An 18,051-nucleotide genomic window follows, 5' to 3' on the forward strand; every position below is an offset into this window, starting at 1 on the left:
GCGCAGCGGTCGTAGCGTCGACACACGCAGCAGGATGCGCGCTCCCTCGCTCGCCCGGGGCACGTGTCGGCGTGGCTGTGGACAACGCCGTCGCTGATCGCTCGCGCACAACGCAAGCCCTGCGCCCCGGAACAGCGGCGTCGGGGCGTTCGCTCTCGGGCGGGCCTGGTGGATCGGCTCGCGAGCTTGCGTTGTGCGAGCCGCTGCCAGAAGCGGCGGCGGCAGCGGGAATGGGCGGGTGGTCGCGCGAGTTGTAGGCTGGCAGAGCAACGTGCCCGGGGTCAGTGCAAGTCTGAACCGGCGGTGAGAGTCCGCGACCCGAGCATCCTGCGTCTCGACGAGCAGCGATGATCGGTTGAGCTGGTGGAATTCCAGCACCGACGGTGAGAGTCCGGAGGAGAGGCGCACGTGGGGTCGCGAGCGACCCCGCACATCCCCGCGCGCGTTCGGAGAGGAACGGATGTCGGGGATCACCGCAGCAGAGCGCGCAGCGATGGCGCGCGCTCGAACGCTCGCGCTGTTCGGGCCCCGCGGTCTCAATCCGCAGGTGGGCGCCGTCATTCTCGCGCCCGACGGCCGCACGCTCGCCGAGGGCCACCACCGAGGCGCGGGCACCGCGCACGCCGAGACCGACGCCCTGTCGCACCTCCTCCCGGGCGAAGCGAGGGGTGCCACCGCGATCGTGACCCTGGAGCCCTGCAACCACACCGGCCGCACCGGTCCGTGCGCGGTCGCGCTGCTCGAAGCCGGGGTCGCCAGGGTCGTCTACGCCGTCGATGATCCGGGCGAGCGCTCGTGCGGCGGCAGCGACCGCCTCAGGAGCGCCGGCGTCGATGTGGCTCGCCTGGACGAGGCCGAGGGCGAAGCGCTCATCCGCGATTGGCTCTTCGTGCAGCGCACCGGTCGCCCGCGCGTGACCGTGAAGTGGGCGCAGTCGCTCGACGGCCGTGCCGCGGCGGCCGACGGCAGCAGCCGCTGGATCACCGGTGCCGACGCCCGCGCGCACGTGCACCGCGAGCGCAGCGCACATGACGCCATCGCCGTCGGCACCGGCACGGTGCTCGCCGATGACCCCCGGCTCACCGCCCGCGTACCGGGTGTCGACGACGCCCCGCAGCCTGTGCCGGTCGTCTTCGGTGATCGCGCGATTCCTGCGGACGCCGCGCTGCGGCACCACCCGCGCGGCATCCGCACGGCCGGCCACGACCTGGAGCGCGAGCTGCGCAGCCTGGCCGCCGACGGCATCCAGACCCTGTACGTGGAGGGCGGCCCGACGCTTGCGAGCGCGTTCATCCGCGCCGGGCTCGCCGACCGCCTCACCGTCTATGTCGCGCCCACCCTCCTGGGAGGACCGCGCACCGCCCTCGACGACCTGGGCGTCGGGACGATCGACGAGCAGCGCCGCCTCACGGTGACGCGGCTCGAGCAGCTCGGCAGCGACCTCCTGGTCGAGGCCTCGACAGAGAGCGAGCAGTAGTGTTCACCGGCATCATCGAAGAGCTCGGCGAGATCATCTCGCTCGAGCGCAATGGCCAGGCGTGGCGCCTCACGGTCCGCGGACCGCTCGCCGTGAGCGACGCCGCGCACGGCGACTCCATCGCCGTCAACGGACTGTGCCTGACGGTCGTGGAGCAGACGGCGGATGCGTTCACCGCCGACGTCATGCAGATCTCGGTCGACATGTCCACGCTCGGCGACCGCACGGTCGGCGATCTCGTCAACCTCGAACGTGCCGCCGCAGTCGGCGACCGGCTGGGCGGCCACATCGTGCAGGGGCACATCGACGGCACCGCGACGGTGCTCTCGGTCACGGACGGCGACGGGCAGCGCACGGTGCGATGCTCGCTGGACCCCTCACTCGCGCGACTGGTCGCGACGAAGGGCTCGATCGCGATCGACGGCATCTCGCTCACCGTCTCAGCCGTGAGCCCGGCCGACGAGACGGCGCAGTGGTTCGAGGTCTCGCTCATCCCCGAGACCCTCGCCGCCACGACGCTCGGCTTCCGGGCGGCGGGCGACAGGGTCAACATCGAGACCGACATCGTCGCTCGGCACGTCGAGCGCATGCTGCAGCTGGAGGCCAAGCCGTGAGCATCACCACCATCGACGTCGCCCTCACCGCCCTCCGGGAGGGCAAGCCCGTCATCGTCGTCGACGACGAAGGGCGCGAGAACGAGGGCGACCTCATCATGTCGGCGCAGCTCGCGACCTCCGAGTGGATCGCGTTCATGGTGCGCCACACCTCCGGCTACCTCTGCGCGCCGCTCACGGCGGAGCGCGCCGATGACCTCGGCCTGCCGCTCATGGTGCTCGACAACGAGGACGAGCGGCAGACCGCGTACACGATCACCGTCGACGCCGCCGACCGCTCGACCACCGGCATCTCTGCAGACGACCGCGCGCACACGCTGCGTGTGCTCGCCGATCCGGGCTCCGACACATCCAGCCTGCGCCGGCCCGGCCACATCGTGCCGCTGCGGGCGGTCGCGGGGGGCGTGCGCACCCGGCCCGGCCACACCGAGGCCGCGGTCGAGCTCATGCAGCTCGCGGGCCTCTCGGCCGTGGGCGTCATCGGCGAGCTCGTCGAGGATGCCGGCGAGATGCGCCGGCTGCCGTCGCTGCTGGCCTTCGGCGAGGAGCACGACCTGCCGGTCGTCACGATCGCCGACCTGATCGACTACCTCGACGCGGGTGGCCTGCCGACCGCGTGCAGCGGCGCGAACGAGGAGTCGGCGCGCGTCTCGTTCGAGGTCGAGACCACGGTGCCGACACGGTTCGGCGTCTTCCGCATCGCCGCCTACCGCGACCGCCAGACCGGCGCCGACCACGTCGCCATCATCGCGGGCGATGCTCTCGGCGATGGCGCGCTCGTGCGCGTGCACTCCGAGTGCCTGACGGGCGAGACGCTGCACTCGCTCAAGTGCGAGTGCGGACCCCAGCTCGATGATGCGCTGCAGCAGATCCAGCAGAGCGGAGGCGGCATGGTGGTCTACCTGCGCGGCCAGGAGGGGCGCGGCATCGGCCTCATCAACAAGCTGCGTGCCTACAAGCTGCAGGAGGACGGCCTCGACACGCTGGATGCGAACCTGGCACTGGGACTGCCCGCCGACGCCCGCGAGTACGGGGCCGCCGCTGCCATCATCCGGCAGCAGGGCGTGCGCTCGATCCGCCTGCTCTCGAACAACCCGCTCAAGCGCGATGCACTGGAGCGGCACGGTGTCGAGGTCGCGGAGCTTGTGCCGCTGCTCGTCGGCGTCGGCTCGCACAACGAGCGCTACCTCGAGGCCAAGCGAGACCGGATGGGCCATCGCCTGCCGGAGCGCATCGCCACGTACGACGAACAGGGAGAGGGCTGAACCATGGCTGGAGCAGGACGTCCGGAGGGCTCGTCGCTCGACGCGACCGGCATGCGGATCGCGATCGTCCACGGCCGCTGGCACGAGCGGATCGCGACCGGGCTGCTCGGGGGCGCCCGCCGCGCGCTCGCCGAGATGGGGGCGGAGGTGACCGAGCTGCCCGTGCCCGGCTCGTTCGAGCTGCCGGTCGTCGTGCAGGCGGCGCTCGAGGCAGACTTCGATGGCGCGGTCGCGCTCGGCGTCATCATCCGCGGGGGAACGCCGCACTTCGAGTACGTGTCGGAGGCGGCCACGATGGGCCTCACGGAGGTCGCGGTGCGCACCGGCAAGCCGGTCGGCTTCGGCGTGCTCACGCTCGATGACGAGCAGCAGGGACTCGACCGAGCGGGCCTGCCCGGGTCGAAGGAGGACAAGGGCCGCGAGGCGGCCGAGGCCGTCGTGGAGGCCGCGCTGGCACTCAGGAGCCTGCGCTCGCACGCGCGCTGAGGCGGACACTGCGGTGGTGCAGATGCCGCATGGCGAGGCGTCGCACGATCGGCTACGGTGACGATCCGACGACTCGATGAGGAGGTGGGTCATGGCCGCTGGAAGCGGAACGAAGGATGATCCGTGGCCGCTCCGCACGGCTCCGGGCACATCGGAGTACACGATGTACCGCGACGAGACGTCGGATCCCCCGCAGCTCGTCTGCCAGGTCGGCTCGACGCGACTGACCTACGACGCGCGCGCCATCGACGAGCTGCACGCGACGCTGCAGGCGCACGGCGACTGGATGCCGCTCGGCGGCACCGACGAGAAGAAGGCGCCGCCCGAGGGCTCCGTCGAGGCATGGGGCCGCGCAGAGACCAACCCTCGCGGCGGCTGGTACGGCCTGCGGAACGGCTACCGCGGCCGATTCGGCGTCTACCTGCCCCCGCTGCTGGAAGCGCTCGGCCTCGTCGAGCTGACGCATGAGGCCCGGAACAACAGCGTCCGAGCGATCTGAGCCAGCCCCCGTCAGCGCAGGAAGAGCGCTCGCAGCCGCACCGTCGTGAACCACAGGCCCGCGACGATCATCACCGCGAAGTAGAGCAGGTGGAGCCAGATCGACGGCTGGATGAGGCCCGTCGTCAGCTGCCGGATCATGTCGACGCCGTGCCACAGCGGCATCGCCTGGATCACCCACTGCAGTCCCTGCGGGTACACCTCGATCGGGAAGAAGGTCGCCGAGAGCAGGAACATCGGCATCATCAGGAAGTAGACGTAGTCCAGGTGCTGGAAGGTCTTCATGTAGCTCGTGATGGCCATGCCGAACGAGGCGAAGCCGAACGCGATGATGAGCGCCGCCGGGATCGCCAGCACTGCGGTCCACGACAGGTTCAGCCCCATGAGCGTCGTGACGACCATGAAGCCGCTGGCATAGAGCAGGCCGCGGAACAGCGCCAGCAGGATCTCCCCGAGCGCCACATCGAGCGGGCCGAGCGACGTCGAGAGCATCTGCTGGTAGAGCTTGGCGAAGTTCATCTTGAAGAAGACGTTCATCGTCGAGTCGTAGACGGCACCGTTCATGGCGCTCACGGCCATCAGCGCCGGTGCGATGTAGGCGGCGTACTCGACATCCACCCCGTAGAACTCGACGCTGCCGATGAGCGCGCCGAGCCCCACGCCCATGGAGAGCAGGTAGAACACCGGCTCGAAGAAGCCGGTGAGCACGACCACCCAGTTGGTGCGCGCCATCACCTGGAGTCCGCGCATGACGACCGAGCGGGTGTTGCCGGCGTAGATGCCGCGCAACGGGCCGCGGATCGTGGGCGCGGGGGCCTGCAGCAGCTCGGTCACTTGTCGAGCCTCCTGCGGAAGGTGCGGATGGAGAGCCAGCACGTGAGCGCCGCCAGCAGCGCGAGGTAGCCGACGTGCACGAGCGCCATCGCGGGCGCCAGCTGTGCGCCGTAGAGCGCGGCCCTGCCGAGCTCTGCTGCATGCCAGAGCGGCGAGATCCAGCCGATCCAGTGCAGGAACCACGGCAGCGTCTCGAGCGGGAAGTAGGTGCCGGAGAAGAGCGTCAGCGGCACGACGACGAAGCGCTCGACGAACGAGAGCTGCCCGCGGTCCTCCGTCTGCGTCGACACCCACGCCATCACCGCGAAGCCGACGGCGGCGCCCAGCAGCAGGCCGATGGGCATGAGCAGCAGCGCACCGAGCGCGTCACCGATCCCGAAGATCACCATCACGGTCGAGAACGCCGCGAGCGGCAGCAGCACCCGCACGAGCACCGAGACCTGGAACCCGAGCACGATCTGCGCGGCGCCGATGGGCGTGCCGTTCATGGCGAAGAACATCGGGAACCACTTGAAGCCGCCGAAGACGCCGTAGGTGTTCTCCTGCGCGGCCGTCTGCATGGCCGTCGCCATCGACAGCGCCGGAGCGATGAAGACGAGGTAGGGCACGCCGTCGACACCCTGGTCGCCCTGGTTCGCGTCGACCAGGAGGCCGAGGCCGAGGCCCAGCCCCAGCAGGAACAGGAACGGGGAGCCGACGCTGATCGCGATCCACGACGCCACGTAGGAGCGCATCGCCCGAATCCGGTGCTCGGCGACGAACCACCAGCCCCAGGTGCGCGAGCGACGGGCGACGAGCGCGTGGTCGACGCCCTCCGCGTCCATCGTGCCGGTCGCCGCGGTCGCGCGCCCGGTCGTGCTGCCGCTCATTCGATCAGCGACCTTCCCGTGAGCCTGAGGAAGACATCCTCGAGGCTCGAGCGGCGCACGAGCGAGGTGATGGGATTGAGACCGCGCTCGTGCACGGCGCCCATCGCCGCCTCCCCGTCGTCGTCGTAGACCAGCACCCGGTCGGGCAGCACCTCGATGCGACTCCCGATCCCCCGGATCGTCTCTGCCGCCGCCTCATTGTGCGCGGAGCCGAAGCGCACTTCCAGCACCTCTCGCGTCGAGTACTGACGGATCAGCGACGCGGGGCTGCCCTCGGCGACGATCGTGCCCTTGTCGACGACCACCAGCCGGTCGCACAGCTGCTCGGCCTCATCCATGTAGTGGGTGGTGAGCACGAGCGTCGTCCCCTCCTCCTTCAGCCGGAAGAGGCGATCCCACAGCACGTGCCTGGCCTGCGGGTCGAGGCCCGTGGTGGGCTCGTCGAGCAGCATGGCCTTCGGGCTGTTGATGAGGCCGCGCGCGATGGTCAGGCGCCGCTTCATGCCGCCGGAGAGGCCGTCGACGCGCGCCTTGCGCTTCTCGGTGAGCTGCGCGAACTCCAGCAGCTCCTCGGCGCGACGCTTCACGTACGGCAGCGGCAGGCCGAAGTAGCGGCCGTAGATGATGAGGTTGTCGATCACGCGCAGCTCTTCGTCGAGCTGGTCGGCCTGCGGCACGATGCCGAGCTGCGCTCGGATCTCGGGGCCGTGGTCGGCCGGGTCGAAGCCCAGCACGCTGAGCTCGCCCGCCGTGCGCGTCGAGGTGGCCGCGATCATGCGCATGGTCGTCGACTTGCCTGCGCCGTTCGGCCCCAGAAAGCCGAAGGCCTCGCCCGGCTGGATCGCGAAGTCGATGCCGTCGACCGCGGTGAAGTCGCCGTAGCGCTTGGTGAGGCCCTTGGCCTCGATGACAGGTGCTGGCACGATCATCGATGCTACTGCCGTCGTCACCGGCACCCGCCCAGACGCGAGAGAATGGATGCGATGAGCGAGCGACGAGGGATGTTCGGCAGGCGGCGACAGGATGATGGCCCGCGCGCGAGCGTGCGCGAGCTGCTCCCCTATCTGTTCCCGAAGAAGGGGCTGCTGGCCGGTGCGATCGCGCTGTCGGTGGTCGGTGCGGCGTTCGCGCTCGCGCAGCCGGCGCTGGCACAGGCGCTGATCGCCCGAGTGGAGCAATCAGAGCCGCTGGCGTGGCTGCCGTGGGTGCTCGTCGCGGTGGTGATCGTCGGCGCCGTCACCGACGGCTTCCAGCACTTCCTGCTGCAGGTGCTCGGCGAGCACGTGGTGCTGCGCACCCGGCGCACGCTCGTCGCGCGCATGCTGCACCTGCCGATCGCCGAGTTCGACCAGCGGCGCGTCGGCGACCTCGTGAGCCGCGTCGGCAGCGACACCACCCTGTTGCGTGCGGTGCTCACGCAGGGCCTCGTCGAGTCGGTCGGCGGCGTGCTCACGCTCGTCGGCGCGATCATCGCGATGCTCATCATCGATCCGCTGCTGCTCGGGCTGTCGGTGCTGGTGCTGGCGGTCGCGATCGTTGCGATGCTCGTGGTCATGCCGCTGCTGAGCCGCGCCTCCGGCAAGGCGCAGGAGCAGGTGGGGCATCTCACCAGTGCGCTCGAGCGTGCGATCAGCGCAGTGCGCACCGTGCGCGCGGCCGGTGCCACCGAGCGCGAGGTGCGCGAGGTCGGCGCGCGCTCCGGCGACGCCTTCCACGCCGGTGTGCGCGTTGCGCGCATCTCGGCGTTCGTGGTCCCCATCCTCGGGGTCGCCGTGCAGCTCGCCTTCCTCGTCGTGCTGGGTGTCGGCGGCCTGCGCGTCGCGACCGGCGAGATCGAGATCTCGCAGCTGGTCGGCTTCCTGCTCTTCCTGTTCCTCATGGTGATGCCGCTCGGGCAGCTCGCGGGTGCCATCGCGGCCGTGAGCGTGGCGCTCGGCGCGCTCGGGCGCATCCAGGAGATCGTTCGTCTGCCCGCCGAGTCGGAGACGGATGCAGAGCTCGCGCTCGTGCCGCAGGAGGGTGCGGCCATGGTCGCGTTCGACCGCGTCACGTTCGCCTACCCCGCGGCCGACGATGAGCGAGTGGTGCTCGCCGACGTCTCCTTCTCGGTGCCCGCCGGATCGCGGACGGCGCTCGTGGGCCCATCCGGCGCAGGGAAGTCGACGACATTCGCCCTCATCGAGCGGTTCTACGACGCGACCGACGGCCGCGTGCTCATCGGCGGCGTCGACGTCAGGGACGTCGACCGCGACAGCCTGCGCGCGCGCATCGGCTACGTCGAGCAGGATGCACCCGTGCTGGCCGGCACGCTGCGCGACAACCTGCTGCTCGGGGCGCCGGACGCGACCGACGAGCAGCTGCTCGCTGCGCTCGACTCGGTGAACCTCGGCGATCTCGTGTCGCGGGCGGCGAAGGGGCTCGGCGCGGAGGTCGGCGACGGCGGCGTGCTGCTCTCCGGCGGCGAACGCCAGCGGCTGGCGATCGCCCGTGCGCTGCTGGCGTCGACGCCGATCCTGCTGCTCGACGAGTCGACAGCCAATCTGGATGCGCGCAACGAGGCATCGCTCAAGACGGCGCTCGAGGTCGCGAGCGAGGGACGCACGACGCTCGTCATCGCGCATCGCCTCGCGACCGTCGTCGACGCCGATCAGATCGTGGTGCTCGACGGCGGCCGCGTGCTCGCCACCGGCACGCACGCAGAGCTGCTCGACGCGTCGCCGCTCTACCGAGAGCTCGCGGCGCACCAGCTGCTCGCACCCGCGGCGTGACACGCCTGCGCCAGCGAGCTCAGCGCTCCAGATCGTGCAGCGCTGACCCGTTCCCCATCCGCGATGCCGCGATGACCGAGATCGACCCGTTCGTCTCGAGCACCACGAGCCCGACGTCGGAGAGGTCGCCGACACCGCTCGAGCGCACGGCCTGACGCACCTCCGCCTCGGTCAGCCGCGCAGCTCGGAGCGCATCGCCGTCGATCGCCCCGTCTCGCAGCAGCACCTGCGGCGACGACGTGATGGCCCTGCGCAGCGGCTGCCATCGCGTCGTCAGCCAGGCGATCACGAACTGCAGGCCGGCGAGCAGCGCGAGCGCGACCACGCCCTCAGCCCACGACACCTCGCTGCTGAGCAGCACGGTCGCGAGCGTCGAGCCGAGCGCGACCGTCACGACGAAGTCGAACGCATTCAGCTGGCTGAGCGTGCGCTTGCCGGAAACGCGCAGCACGAGGATGAGCGCGGCGTACGCAGCACCCCCGACCAGCAGCGTGCGGGCGATGTCTGACCAGGTGTCGAACCACATGCCATCACGCTACGGGGCGGGCGCGCCGCCCCGTAGCGTGGACCGCCCTCAGGCGAAGGGGTTCGGCATCAGCGTGTACTTCGTCTCGAGGTACTCGTGGATGCCCTCGGCGCCGCCCTCGCGGCCCAGGCCCGACTGCTTCACGCCGCCGAACGGACCGGCCGCGTTCGAGACGACGCCCACGTTGAGGCCCATCATGCCGGTGTCGATGCGCTCGATCATGCGCTGGCCGCGCTTGGTGTCCTCGGTGAAGACGTAACCGACCAGGCCGTACTCGGTGGCGTTGGCCAGGCGCACGGCGTCGTCCTCGGTGGCGAAGCGCTGGATCGCAACGACCGGGCCGAAGATCTCCTCGATCGAAACGGCCATGCTGGCGTCGACGCCGTCGAGCACCGTCGGCTCGAAGAACGAGCCGGGACCCTCGATCGCCTTGCCGCCGGTGACGAGCGTGGCGCCGTCGCTGACTGCCGCGTCGACGAGCCGCACGGCGTTCTTGACCGCCTTGTCCTCGACGAGCGGTCCGATCGTGACACCCTCCTCGGTGCCGCGGCCGACCTTCATCGCCTTCACGGCATCCGCGATCCGCTGCGCGAACTCGTCGGCGACCGACTCGTGCACGATGAAGCGGTTGGCCGCCGTGCAGGCCTGCCCGATGTTGCGGAACTTCGCCAGCAGCGCGCCCTCAACGGCCTTGTCCAGGTCGGCGTCGTCGAAGACCACGAAGGGTGCGTTGCCGCCCAGCTCCATCGACGACTTCAGCACGTTGTCGGCCGCCTGCTTGAGCAGCTGCACACCCACGGGCGTGGAGCCGGTGAACGAGACCTTCCGCAGGCGATGGTCGGCGAGCAGCCGCTCGGAGAGCGCGCCGGTCGACTTCGTGGTGATGACGTTGACGACACCCTTGGGCAGGCCCGCCTCCTCGAGTAGCGCGACGAGCGCGAGCGTGGTGAGCGGCGTGAGCGTTGCGGGCTTGACGACGGCGGTGCAGCCCGCGGCGAGCGCGGGAGCGAGCTTCCGGGTTGCCATCGCGAGCGGGAAGTTCCAGGGGGTGATGAGGAAGCACGGGCCGACCGGTCGGTGCGTGACGATCATCTGGCCGGTGCCCTCTGGCGTCATCGTGTAGCGGCCGTCGATGCGGACCGCCTCCTCGGAGAACCAGCGCAGGAACTCGCCGCCGTAGGCGACCTCGCCGCGCGCCTCGGCGAGCGGCTTGCCCATCTCCAGCGTCATCAGCAGCGCGAACTCCTCCTTGCGCTCCTGCAGCAGGTCGAAGGCCTTGCGCAGGATCTCGCCGCGGACGCGGGCGGGCGTGCGGCCCCACGACTCCTGCGCCTCGACCGCGGCGTCCAGCGCGCGCACGCCGTCCTCGACCGAGCCATCCGCGATCTGCTTGATCACGTCGCCGGTCGCCGGGTCGCGCACGTCGATCGTGCCCTGCTCGCCGTCGATCCACTCGCCGCCGACGAACAGCTGACCGTGGACCGCGTCGAGGACCTGCGTCTCGGTGGTGGCGCTCATGAGGACTCCTTGCATGGTGAAGTGGGCACTGCGTGCGTCCATCCGGCCCGATCGCGAGCAGATCCGCCAGATCGCACGCTCCAGGGTATCCGCCGACGGATGCCGGAAGCACGAAGGATCGGCGCGCATCCCGGTCGTTCGCCAGCGGCCGAATCCCTCGGCCGGTCGCGTGGGGGCGGCGCTACGCCTTCGCGGCCTCGGGGTCGCGATCCGGCTCGCGGTCCGCGGCGTGCTTCGGCCCGCTCCGCTCACGGGCGAGCTTCGACGGCCACCATGTCTTCGGGCCGATCTCGAGGGCGAGCGCCGGCACGAGCAGGGAGCGCACGAGCGTCGTGTCGATGAGCACGCCGAGCGCCACGATGATCGCGAGCTGCAGCAGGAAGAGCACCGGGATCACGCCGAGCGCGGCGAAGGTGGCGGCCAGCACCACGCCCGCGGAGGTGATGACGCCGCCCGTCACCCGGAGCCCACGCAGCACACCGTGCCGGTGGCCGAGCGAGAGCACCTCCTCGCGCACGCGCGTCATGAGGAAGATGTTGTAGTCGACGCCGAGCGCGACCAGGAACACGAACGCGAACAGCGGCACGGACGGGTCCATCGCCGGGATGCCGAGGGCGGTGAGGATGAGCGCGCCAACGCCGAGCGCGGTGCCGTACGACAGCACCGTCGTCGCCAGCAGCAGCACCGCGGCGATCACGGAGCGCAGCAGCAGCATGAGGATGAGCGAGATCACCACGAGCACGATCGGGATGATGAGCGCACGGTCGCGCTGCGACGCGTCGTTCGTGTCGATCGCGGTGGCCGTCGGGCCACCCACCACGGCGGCCGCGGACTCGCCCCGCACCGCGTCGCGCATCTCGCGCACGACCGCTTGCGCGGCATCCGAATCCGGCGCATCCGCGAGCGTCGCCTGCAGCAGCACCTGCCCGTCGACCACGGTGGGCGTGGCGGCGGCGAAGGGCGACCTCGGATCGACCGGCAGCGGGATGGAGCCGGACGGCGAGTCCTCGCTTGCCACCGCCACGCCCTCGACGCCGTCGACCCCGGCGACAGCATCGGCGACCGCGTCCTGCTCGGCCTCTGGCACGACGATCTGCGTGGGGCTGCCGGAGCCGCCCGGGAAGTGCGCAGACAGCAGCTCCTGGCCGTCGCGGGCCTCCGACTCCCCGACCACGAAGTCGCTCGCGGGCACGCCGTTCGCCTGCAGCTGCGTGAGCCCGAGCGCGCCGGCGCCGAGCACCAGCGCCGTGACGATCCAGACGGTGCGGCTGCGGCGGTCCACGAGCTTCGCGACGGCGCCCCAGAGTCCCTTGTCGTCGGACTTGACGCGCGGCTTCGCGGGCGTCGGGGCGAGCGGCCAGAAGGCGACGCGGCCGAATGCGAGCAGCAGCGCGGGCAGCAGGGTCAGCCCCGCAAGGATCGAGGTGGCGATGCCGATCGCGGCCACCGGGCCGAGCTGCTGGTTGGAGACCAGGTCGCTCAGCAGCAGGCAGAGCAGGCCCGCGATCACGGTGCCGCCGGAGGCGACGATGGGCTCGGTGGAGCCGCGCAGTGCGATGAGCGTCGCCTGCCAGCGTGACTGCGTCTGGCCGAGCGCCTCGCGGAAGCGCGCGGTGTACAGCAGCGCGTAGTCGGTCGCCGCGCCGACCACCAGGATGAAGAGGATGCCCTGCGTCTGCCCGCTGAGCGTCAGGATGTCGGCCTGCGCGAGCGTGAAGATGATCAGGATCGCGAGGCTGAGCGCGGCCACCGATGTGAACAGCACGAGCACCGGCAGGAGCGGCGAGCGGTAGACGAGCACGAGGATCACGAACACGGCGCCGAGCGCCACGAGCAGCAGGATCCCGTCGATCCCCGCGAAGGCCGCACCGATGTCGGCGCTGAACCCGGCAGGGCCCGTGACCGCTGCCTGCACGCCCTCACCCAAGTCAGCAGCCGCGACCTCGGCCCGCAGCGCCTCCGTCGCACTGGAGAGCTCCTCCGACGACCCCGAGCCGTCGAGCAACGCGACGATCTGCGCGGCTTCGCCGTCGTCGCTCGGCACCACCGGCGAGGTCTCGACCACGTCGTCGAGCCCGGTGATCGTCTCCTGCAGCGCGGCGATGCTGTCGAGCGCGCGTGCATCCAGGTCTTCCTCGCCCGCGATCACCACGATGGCCGGCACCTCGTCGGCGCCCAGGAACGCAGGCAGCAGCGCCTGCACCTCGGTGGAGTCCGCGGTGGTGGGCAGGAAGCTCGTCTGGTCGTTCGAGACGACCGTCGAGAGCTTGCCGAAGGTCGGGCCGCCGAAGCCAGCCGCGGCGAGCCAGCCCAGGATGAGCACCACGGGGATCAGCACGCGCAGCCACGTGGGCACGCTCCGACGATCGCGGGCGGGAGCTGTCGGAGTCGACGTCATGTAGACAAACTACTTGTCGATGGCTATCCGAACAACACGAGGCGTCGCCGGGCCGCGCTCGATCGCGCCATCTCGCCTCGTCCTGTCCTGTGGAAAGACGGCGGCGGGCCGGCGACCGGGGTCAGCGCTCCGGCACGACCTCGACGCCCGCATCCCGCATCGCGTCGAGCGCGCTCGCGCGCGTCGCCGGCGACACCGCCGAGGTGAGGGGATCGATGACGCGGACGCGCAGGCCCGCGAGCGCCGCATCGAGAGCGGAGGCCTTCACGCAGTGGTCGGTCGCGATGCCGACCACATCGAGCTCGTCGATGTCCTGCTCCTCCAGCACCTCCGCGAGCGTCTCCCCCTCGTCGGTCGTGCCCTCGAACGCCGAGTACGCCGGTTCGCCCTGCCCCTTCTTCACGTGCACATCGATCGCGAGCACGTCGAGCGCCGGGTGGTACTCCGCGCCATCCGTGCCGGCGACGCAGTGCACCGGCCAGGTGTCGATGAAGTCGGGCTCGCCCGCGGCGAAGTGCCCCCCGTTGTCGTTGTCCGGGTCGTGCCAGTCGCGACTCGCAGCCACCACGGCGTAGTCGTGGGAGCGCAGATGCTCGGTGATGGCGGCGGCCACCGCGGCGCCGCCGTCGGTGCCGAGCGCGCCGCCCTCGGTGAAGTCGTTCTGCACGTCAACGATCAGGATGCCGCGAGTCATGCCCCCAGCGTACGGCCGAGCGCGCCATCCGAGCCTCCGGCACCAAGTCGTCGCGACCACTGGGGCGACGCGCCCTTCTCGTACCGCAACTGGCGCCGTGCCGGGCGCTTCCACCGCTACATCTCCGCACTGGTACCAAGCTGTCGCGAACACCGCCGTAGGACGACCATTCGGTACCGCAGCCGCCTTCACCGTCGCCGAGTACCGCGCTCAGCGTTCAGGGGCTGCCCAGGTCACGGGGGTTCCATGGCCGCCGACGGCACCGTCGCCGTCCAGCGGAAGGAGAACGCGATGAGCCACAACATCAGCGCCATGCTCGACACCTATCCGAAGGACCTGGGAGGCATCGACCGCAATGCGCTCGCCGAGTGCATCGCGGCGTGCTTCGCGTGCGCACAGACGTGCACGGCGTGCGCGGACGCCTGCCTCGCCAAGGACATGGTCCCCGACCTGCGCGCGTGCATCAGCACGAACCTCGACTGCGCCGACATCTGCGACGCGACCGGCCGGATCCTGTCGCGACGCACCGGCGACAGCGCGACGGTCATGCGGGCCGTGCTCGAGGCGTGCCTCGCGGCGTGCCGCGCATGCGCCGAGGAATGCGAGCAGCACGCCGACATGCACGAGCACTGCCGCATCTGCGCGGAGGCCTGTCGCCGCTGCGAGCAGGCGTGCGAGCGTCTGCTCGCGACGCTCGGCTGAGGCCCCGGCGGTCCGATTGCCGGCAAACCTCGACGAGGCAGCGGCCAGTGACGCGCAACGGCCCCGGATCGGCTTCCTCTTGGAAGTCCCGATCAGGGGCCGTTCTGCGTGGTGCCGCCTCGGAGAATCGAACTCCGGACCTATTCATTACGAGTGAATCGCTCTGCCGACTGAGCTAAGGCGGCGTGCCGAGGCACGATCAACGAGCATAGCGCATGCGCACCGTGCGACCCGAACCGAACCCTCGAGAGGCGCGCCCCGCTCGCGGCAGGTGCCACAGGCCGATCACCCGGGATGCCGGCCGCCGTGTCGCTGCCACATCAGAGCACAGCGACACGGCGATCGCAGCGCTCAGTCCAGGTAGCCGTTGGGGTTCAGCACGTACTTCGTGGCGGCACCGGCATCGAACTCGGCGTATCCGCGCGGCGCATCCTCGAGCGAGATCGCCTTCGCGTTCACGTTCTTGGCGATGGAGACCTTGTCGTGCAGGATCGCCATCATCAAGCCGCGGTTGTACTTCATCACCGGGCACTGACCGGTGGTGAAGGCCAGCGACTTCGCCCAGCCCGTTCCGAGGCTGAGCGACAGCGATCCCTTCTTCGCCGCCTCATCGGTGCCGCCCGGGTCACCCGTGACGTACAGCCCCGGAATGCCCAGGGAGCCGCCGGCGGCGGTGATGTCCATCAGCGAGTTGAGCACGGTCGCCGGGGCTTCCCCGGCGCCCTGGCCGTGGCCCTTCGCCTCGAATCCCACGGCGTCGACGGCGCAGTCCACCTCCGGCACACCGAGCAGCTGCTCGATCTGCGCACCCGGGTCGCCCTCGGAGAGATCGACCGTCTCGCAGCCGAATGCTCGCGCCGCTGCCAGCCGATCAGCGTTCATGTCGCCGACGATCACCACGGCTGCACCCAGCAGATGCGCAGAGGTGGCGGCTGCCAGCCCCACGGGCCCCGCTCCCGCGATGTAGACCGTCGACCCCACGGTGACCCCAGCGGTCGCGACTCCGTGGAAGCCGGTGGGGAAGATGTCGGAGAGCATGGTCAGATCCATGATCTTCTCCAGGGCCTGATCGCGGTCCGGGAACTTCAGCAGGTTCCAGTCGGCGTACGGGACCAGCACGTACTCTGCCTGGCCCCCGACCCAGCCGCCCATGTCGACATAGCCGTACGCGCTCCCCGGGCGATCCGGGTTCACGTTCAAGCAGATGCCGGTCTTGCGCTCCTTGCAGTTGCGACAGCGCCCGCAGGCGATGTTGAACGGCACGGAGCAGATGTCCCCCACCTTGATGAACTCGACATCCGAACCGACCTCGACCACCTCGCCGGTGATCTCATGGCCAAGGACCAGATCTGCCGGCGCTGTGGTGCGGCCCCGCACCATGTGCTGGTCGGATCCGCAGATGTTGGTCGCCACGGTCTTGAGGATGACGCCGTGGGGAACCTTGCGACCGACGTTGTCAGGGTTCACCCCCGGCCCGTCCTTCAGCTCGAACGTTGGATAGTCGATGTCGATGACTTCCACGACGCCGGGGCTCTTGTAGGCAACTGCCTTGTTTCCGGACATACTGCTTGCTCACTTCCCAGTCAGTTCAGAGGTCGTGAAGTCACGACCTCGGGTGCAACGAGAGAACAGCCCCACCGGCTGGCCGTGCGCCGTCCTTCGAATGCGGAGGCGCCCTGCCTGTCACGCGACGGCGAGGTAGTCGTCAGCCTAGGCGCGGTGCAGTGCGTGCGGAAGCGTTGACTTCTCGCCGTCACTCCGGTAGCCCACCGCGGATCGGTGCGGTCCGGTGCGCCGCGTCGACGGATCGCTCAGCAGGTCAGATCGGCAGGAGGAGCCGAACCCGTCAGGAAGTACTCGTTCACGGGCGCATCGACGCAGCGGTTGCCGTTGTTGTACTGGCTGTGGCCCTCGGCGTCCACCGTGATGAGCACGCCGGACTCGAGCATCGCCGCGAGCTCGACGGACTGCTGGTAGGAGGTCGCCGGGTCGTTCAACCCCCCGATGACGATGATCGGCTCGGCGCCGGGCGCGGTAATTTCGTGCGGCACGCGCGTGGGCTCGAACGGCCATACAGCGCAGCTGCCGACGCCGACGAAGTCCGGCCCGAGGGTCGGAGCCGCAGCCATGATCGCCTCGGCGTTCGCGCGGACCTCATCGAAGTCGGTGACGGCCGGGGCGTCGAGGCAGTTCACCGAGATGAGCGCCTCGAGCGAGTTGTCCGCGAACGAGCCGTCGGGGTTGATGCCGTAGTACTCGTCTGCGGCGGCGAATGCGGTCTCGCCCCTGCCGGCCTGCACGTCTGCCAGGATCTCCTGCAGCCCGCCCCACTGCCACTCGGCGTAGAGGTTGGCAGCGATGGCGATGAAGAGCGCACTCGATCCTAGCTGGCGCCCGTCGGCCACCGCGATCGGATCGTCTGCCAACTGGTCCAGGAGCGCGCGGGTCTGCGCCAGCGCATCCGCCTTCGAACCAGAGAACGGGCATTCCTCGGTCGTGAGGCAGTCCTCGACGAAGTTGCCGTACGCGAGCTCGAACCCTGCTGCTTGGAAGAGCGTGCCCTCGAAGTCGCTCGTGTCGGGCGCGACGGCCGCGTCCAGCACCATGCGGCCGACCCGCTCGGAGAAGAGGTCGGCGTACGTCGACCCGATCAGGGTGCCGTAGGAGACGCCGAGGTAGTTGAGCTGCTCCTCGCCGAACAGCGCCCGCAGGAGATCCATGTCGCTCGCCACCTGCTCGGTGCCGACGAACTCGAGGAACGGCCCGGTGTGCTCGAGGCACGCGTCGGCGAACCACTGCGCCGATTCGAGCTGCTCCTCGAGGTCCTCGTCGCTGAGCGGCTCCGGTGCGGGGCCCTCGGGGATCTCCCAGAGCCAGTCGTAGAACTCCTGCGGGTCGTCATAGCAGGAGATGGGCGTCGAGCTGCCGACGCCGCGGGGGTCGAACCCGACCAGGTCGTAGTGCTCTCGCACATCCGGGTGCAGGAGCTGGTCGCCGTAGCTGCGGACGTAGTCGGCGCCGGATGCGCCGGGGCCACCGGGGTTGTACAGGATCGCACCCCGACGCTCTCCGGTCGCGGGCGCGACCGTCACGGCGAGCTCGATGGCGTCAGCGGATGGGTTGTTCCAGTCCATGGGTGCGCTCACCGTGCCGCACCACACACCACCGCAGTCGTCCCACGCGACATCCTGACCGTAGAAGCGCTGCAGTTCGGGCGCGACCTGCTCCCCCGTCGGCGCCCACTGCGGAGCTCCGAGCCCCTCGGGGAGCGAGGGCGGAAGGATGCACGCTGTGAGCCCGAGTGCGGACGCGGCGACGACGGCGAGCGCGGCGAGGCCGCGGCGGATGCGATGCATGCTTCCAGGCTAGGGGTCGCCGCTATGGCTGGAGCGCGCGCCGCAG

At 70.3% G+C, this 18,051-nt stretch carries 16 protein-coding genes, 1 tRNA gene and 1 riboswitch; of the genes, 7 read left to right on the plus strand and 10 right to left on the minus strand.

All coding sequences use genetic code 11. The features are described 5' to 3' along the window. Window positions 1-267 precede the first annotated feature (267 nt). A riboswitch (FMN riboswitch) is annotated at window positions 268-412 on the plus strand. 48 nt (window positions 413-460) lie between these two features. From ribD to ACJJVL_RS13340, 5 genes are all read left to right on the plus strand, one after another. Continuing rightward, entirely contained in the window at window positions 461-1,477 is a 1,017-nt protein-coding gene (gene ribD, locus ACJJVL_RS13320; RefSeq protein ID WP_405219422.1) for a bifunctional diaminohydroxyphosphoribosylaminopyrimidine deaminase/5-amino-6-(5-phosphoribosylamino)uracil reductase RibD, read from the plus strand. After that, window positions 1,477-2,091 carry a riboflavin synthase gene (locus ACJJVL_RS13325; RefSeq protein ID WP_405219424.1) on the plus strand — a complete coding sequence of 205 codons (615 nt, stop codon included), beginning with the start codon at window positions 1,477-1,479 and terminating at the stop codon, window positions 2,089-2,091. The genes ribD and ACJJVL_RS13325 overlap by 1 nt, the downstream gene beginning before the upstream one ends. Then, the gene (gene ribB, locus ACJJVL_RS13330) at window positions 2,088-3,356 is read left to right on the plus strand and encodes a 3,4-dihydroxy-2-butanone-4-phosphate synthase (RefSeq protein ID WP_405219426.1); all 1,269 of its coding nucleotides are present in this window, start codon (window positions 2,088-2,090) and stop codon (window positions 3,354-3,356) included. The genes ACJJVL_RS13325 and ribB overlap by 4 nt, the downstream gene beginning before the upstream one ends. 3 nt (window positions 3,357-3,359) lie before the next feature. Beyond that, the gene (ribH, locus tag ACJJVL_RS13335; protein WP_405219428.1) at window positions 3,360-3,842 is read left to right on the plus strand and encodes a 6,7-dimethyl-8-ribityllumazine synthase; all 483 of its coding nucleotides are present in this window, start codon (window positions 3,360-3,362) and stop codon (window positions 3,840-3,842) included. A gap of 91 nt (window positions 3,843-3,933) precedes the next feature. Then, window positions 3,934-4,341, plus strand: coding sequence for a DUF6855 family protein (locus ACJJVL_RS13340; RefSeq protein WP_405219430.1), 408 nt, complete (start codon window positions 3,934-3,936; stop codon window positions 4,339-4,341). Window positions 4,342-4,352: 11 nt separating this feature from the next. On the opposite strand, the gene ACJJVL_RS13345 is transcribed toward ACJJVL_RS13340, so the two are convergent. Genes ACJJVL_RS13345 through ACJJVL_RS13355 form a run of 3 tightly spaced genes read right to left on the minus strand, consistent with a single transcriptional unit; the run spans window position 4,353 to window position 6,972 of the window. Then, window positions 4,353-5,174, minus strand: a complete 822-nt coding sequence (locus ACJJVL_RS13345) for an ABC transporter permease (protein ID WP_405219432.1) — start codon at window positions 5,172-5,174, stop codon at window positions 4,353-4,355. Continuing rightward, on the minus strand, window positions 5,171-6,043 hold the full coding sequence (locus tag ACJJVL_RS13350) for an ABC transporter permease (RefSeq protein ID WP_405219434.1): 873 nt from the start codon (window positions 6,041-6,043) through the stop codon (window positions 5,171-5,173). The genes ACJJVL_RS13345 and ACJJVL_RS13350 overlap by 4 nt, the downstream gene beginning before the upstream one ends. Continuing rightward, window positions 6,040-6,972 carry an ABC transporter ATP-binding protein gene (locus ACJJVL_RS13355; RefSeq protein WP_405219720.1) on the minus strand — a complete coding sequence of 311 codons (933 nt, stop codon included), beginning with the start codon at window positions 6,970-6,972 and terminating at the stop codon, window positions 6,040-6,042. The genes ACJJVL_RS13350 and ACJJVL_RS13355 overlap by 4 nt, the downstream gene beginning before the upstream one ends. A gap of 54 nt (window positions 6,973-7,026) precedes the next feature. Between ACJJVL_RS13355 and ACJJVL_RS13360 the strand changes: the two genes are divergently transcribed. Next, window positions 7,027-8,811 carry an ABC transporter ATP-binding protein gene (locus tag ACJJVL_RS13360; RefSeq protein WP_405219436.1) on the plus strand — a complete coding sequence of 595 codons (1,785 nt, stop codon included), beginning with the start codon at window positions 7,027-7,029 and terminating at the stop codon, window positions 8,809-8,811. A gap of 19 nt (window positions 8,812-8,830) precedes the next feature. On the opposite strand, the gene ACJJVL_RS13365 is transcribed toward ACJJVL_RS13360, so the two are convergent. The 4 genes from ACJJVL_RS13365 to ACJJVL_RS13380 form a co-directional block, all read right to left on the minus strand. Then, window positions 8,831-9,337 (minus strand): DUF421 domain-containing protein, encoded by a 507-nt coding sequence (locus ACJJVL_RS13365; protein WP_405219438.1) that lies wholly within the window; start codon window positions 9,335-9,337, stop codon window positions 8,831-8,833. 48 nt (window positions 9,338-9,385) lie between these two features. Beyond that, complete coding sequence (locus tag ACJJVL_RS13370; protein ID WP_405219440.1) at window positions 9,386-10,855, minus strand: NAD-dependent succinate-semialdehyde dehydrogenase; 1,470 nt, start codon at window positions 10,853-10,855, stop codon at window positions 9,386-9,388. A gap of 181 nt (window positions 10,856-11,036) precedes the next feature. Next, window positions 11,037-13,211: an MMPL family transporter gene (locus ACJJVL_RS13375; protein WP_405219442.1), complete on the minus strand. Its 2,175-nt coding sequence runs from the start codon at window positions 13,209-13,211 to the stop codon at window positions 11,037-11,039. A gap of 163 nt (window positions 13,212-13,374) precedes the next feature. Continuing rightward, the gene (locus ACJJVL_RS13380; protein ID WP_405219444.1) at window positions 13,375-13,947 is read right to left on the minus strand and encodes an isochorismatase family protein; all 573 of its coding nucleotides are present in this window, start codon (window positions 13,945-13,947) and stop codon (window positions 13,375-13,377) included. 291 nt (window positions 13,948-14,238) lie between these two features. Here ACJJVL_RS13380 and ACJJVL_RS13385 point away from each other — a divergent pair, with 291 nt between their 5' ends. Beyond that, entirely contained in the window at window positions 14,239-14,649 is a 411-nt protein-coding gene (locus ACJJVL_RS13385) for a four-helix bundle copper-binding protein (protein ID WP_405219446.1), read from the plus strand. Window positions 14,650-14,758: 109 nt separating this feature from the next. Here the strand turns inward: ACJJVL_RS13385 and ACJJVL_RS13390 are convergent. The 3 genes from ACJJVL_RS13390 to ACJJVL_RS13400 all read right to left on the minus strand — a co-directional run bounded on the left by ACJJVL_RS13390 (window position 14,759) and on the right by ACJJVL_RS13400 (window position 18,005). After that, window positions 14,759-14,834 (minus strand) — tRNA-Thr (locus ACJJVL_RS13390). A 166-nt stretch (window positions 14,835-15,000) separates the two neighbouring features. Next, a complete protein-coding gene (gene fdhA, locus ACJJVL_RS13395) occupies window positions 15,001-16,212 on the minus strand; it encodes a formaldehyde dehydrogenase, glutathione-independent (RefSeq protein ID WP_405219448.1) in 1,212 nt (403 codons plus the stop codon). A 248-nt stretch (window positions 16,213-16,460) separates the two neighbouring features. Continuing rightward, window positions 16,461-18,005, minus strand: coding sequence for an alpha/beta hydrolase (locus tag ACJJVL_RS13400; RefSeq protein WP_405219450.1), 1,545 nt, complete (start codon window positions 18,003-18,005; stop codon window positions 16,461-16,463). Between the last annotated feature and the right edge of the window lie 46 nt (window positions 18,006-18,051).

It is taken from the genome of Agrococcus sp. Ld7 (genome assembly GCF_045064095.1).
In the GTDB taxonomy this organism is placed as follows: Bacteria; Actinomycetota; Actinomycetes; order Actinomycetales; family Microbacteriaceae; genus Agrococcus.

What these genes read in the sequence shown, in the direction of transcription:
- ACJJVL_RS13400 (WP_405219450.1), bottom strand. Translation starts at nt 18,005, where the DNA reads ATGCATCGCATCCGCCGCGGCCTCGCCGCGCTCGCCGTCGTCGCCGCG.
- ACJJVL_RS13380 (WP_405219444.1), bottom strand. Translation starts at nt 13,947, where the DNA reads ATGACTCGCGGCATCCTGATCGTTGACGTGCAGAACGACTTCACCGAG.
- ACJJVL_RS13365 (WP_405219438.1), bottom strand. Translation starts at nt 9,337, where the DNA reads ATGTGGTTCGACACCTGGTCAGACATCGCCCGCACGCTGCTGGTCGGG.
- ribH (WP_405219428.1), top strand. Translation starts at nt 3,360, where the DNA reads ATGGCTGGAGCAGGACGTCCGGAGGGCTCGTCGCTCGACGCGACCGGC.
- ACJJVL_RS13385 (WP_405219446.1), top strand. Translation starts at nt 14,239, where the DNA reads ATGAGCCACAACATCAGCGCCATGCTCGACACCTATCCGAAGGACCTG.
- ACJJVL_RS13355 (WP_405219720.1), bottom strand. Translation starts at nt 6,972, where the DNA reads ATGATCGTGCCAGCACCTGTCATCGAGGCCAAGGGCCTCACCAAGCGC.
- ACJJVL_RS13350 (WP_405219434.1), bottom strand. Translation starts at nt 6,043, where the DNA reads ATGAGCGGCAGCACGACCGGGCGCGCGACCGCGGCGACCGGCACGATG.
- ribD (WP_405219422.1), top strand. Translation starts at nt 461, where the DNA reads ATGTCGGGGATCACCGCAGCAGAGCGCGCAGCGATGGCGCGCGCTCGA.
- ACJJVL_RS13360 (WP_405219436.1), top strand. Translation starts at nt 7,027, where the DNA reads ATGAGCGAGCGACGAGGGATGTTCGGCAGGCGGCGACAGGATGATGGC.
- fdhA (WP_405219448.1), bottom strand. Translation starts at nt 16,212, where the DNA reads ATGTCCGGAAACAAGGCAGTTGCCTACAAGAGCCCCGGCGTCGTGGAA.
- ACJJVL_RS13370 (WP_405219440.1), bottom strand. Translation starts at nt 10,855, where the DNA reads ATGAGCGCCACCACCGAGACGCAGGTCCTCGACGCGGTCCACGGTCAG.
- ACJJVL_RS13340 (WP_405219430.1), top strand. Translation starts at nt 3,934, where the DNA reads ATGGCCGCTGGAAGCGGAACGAAGGATGATCCGTGGCCGCTCCGCACG.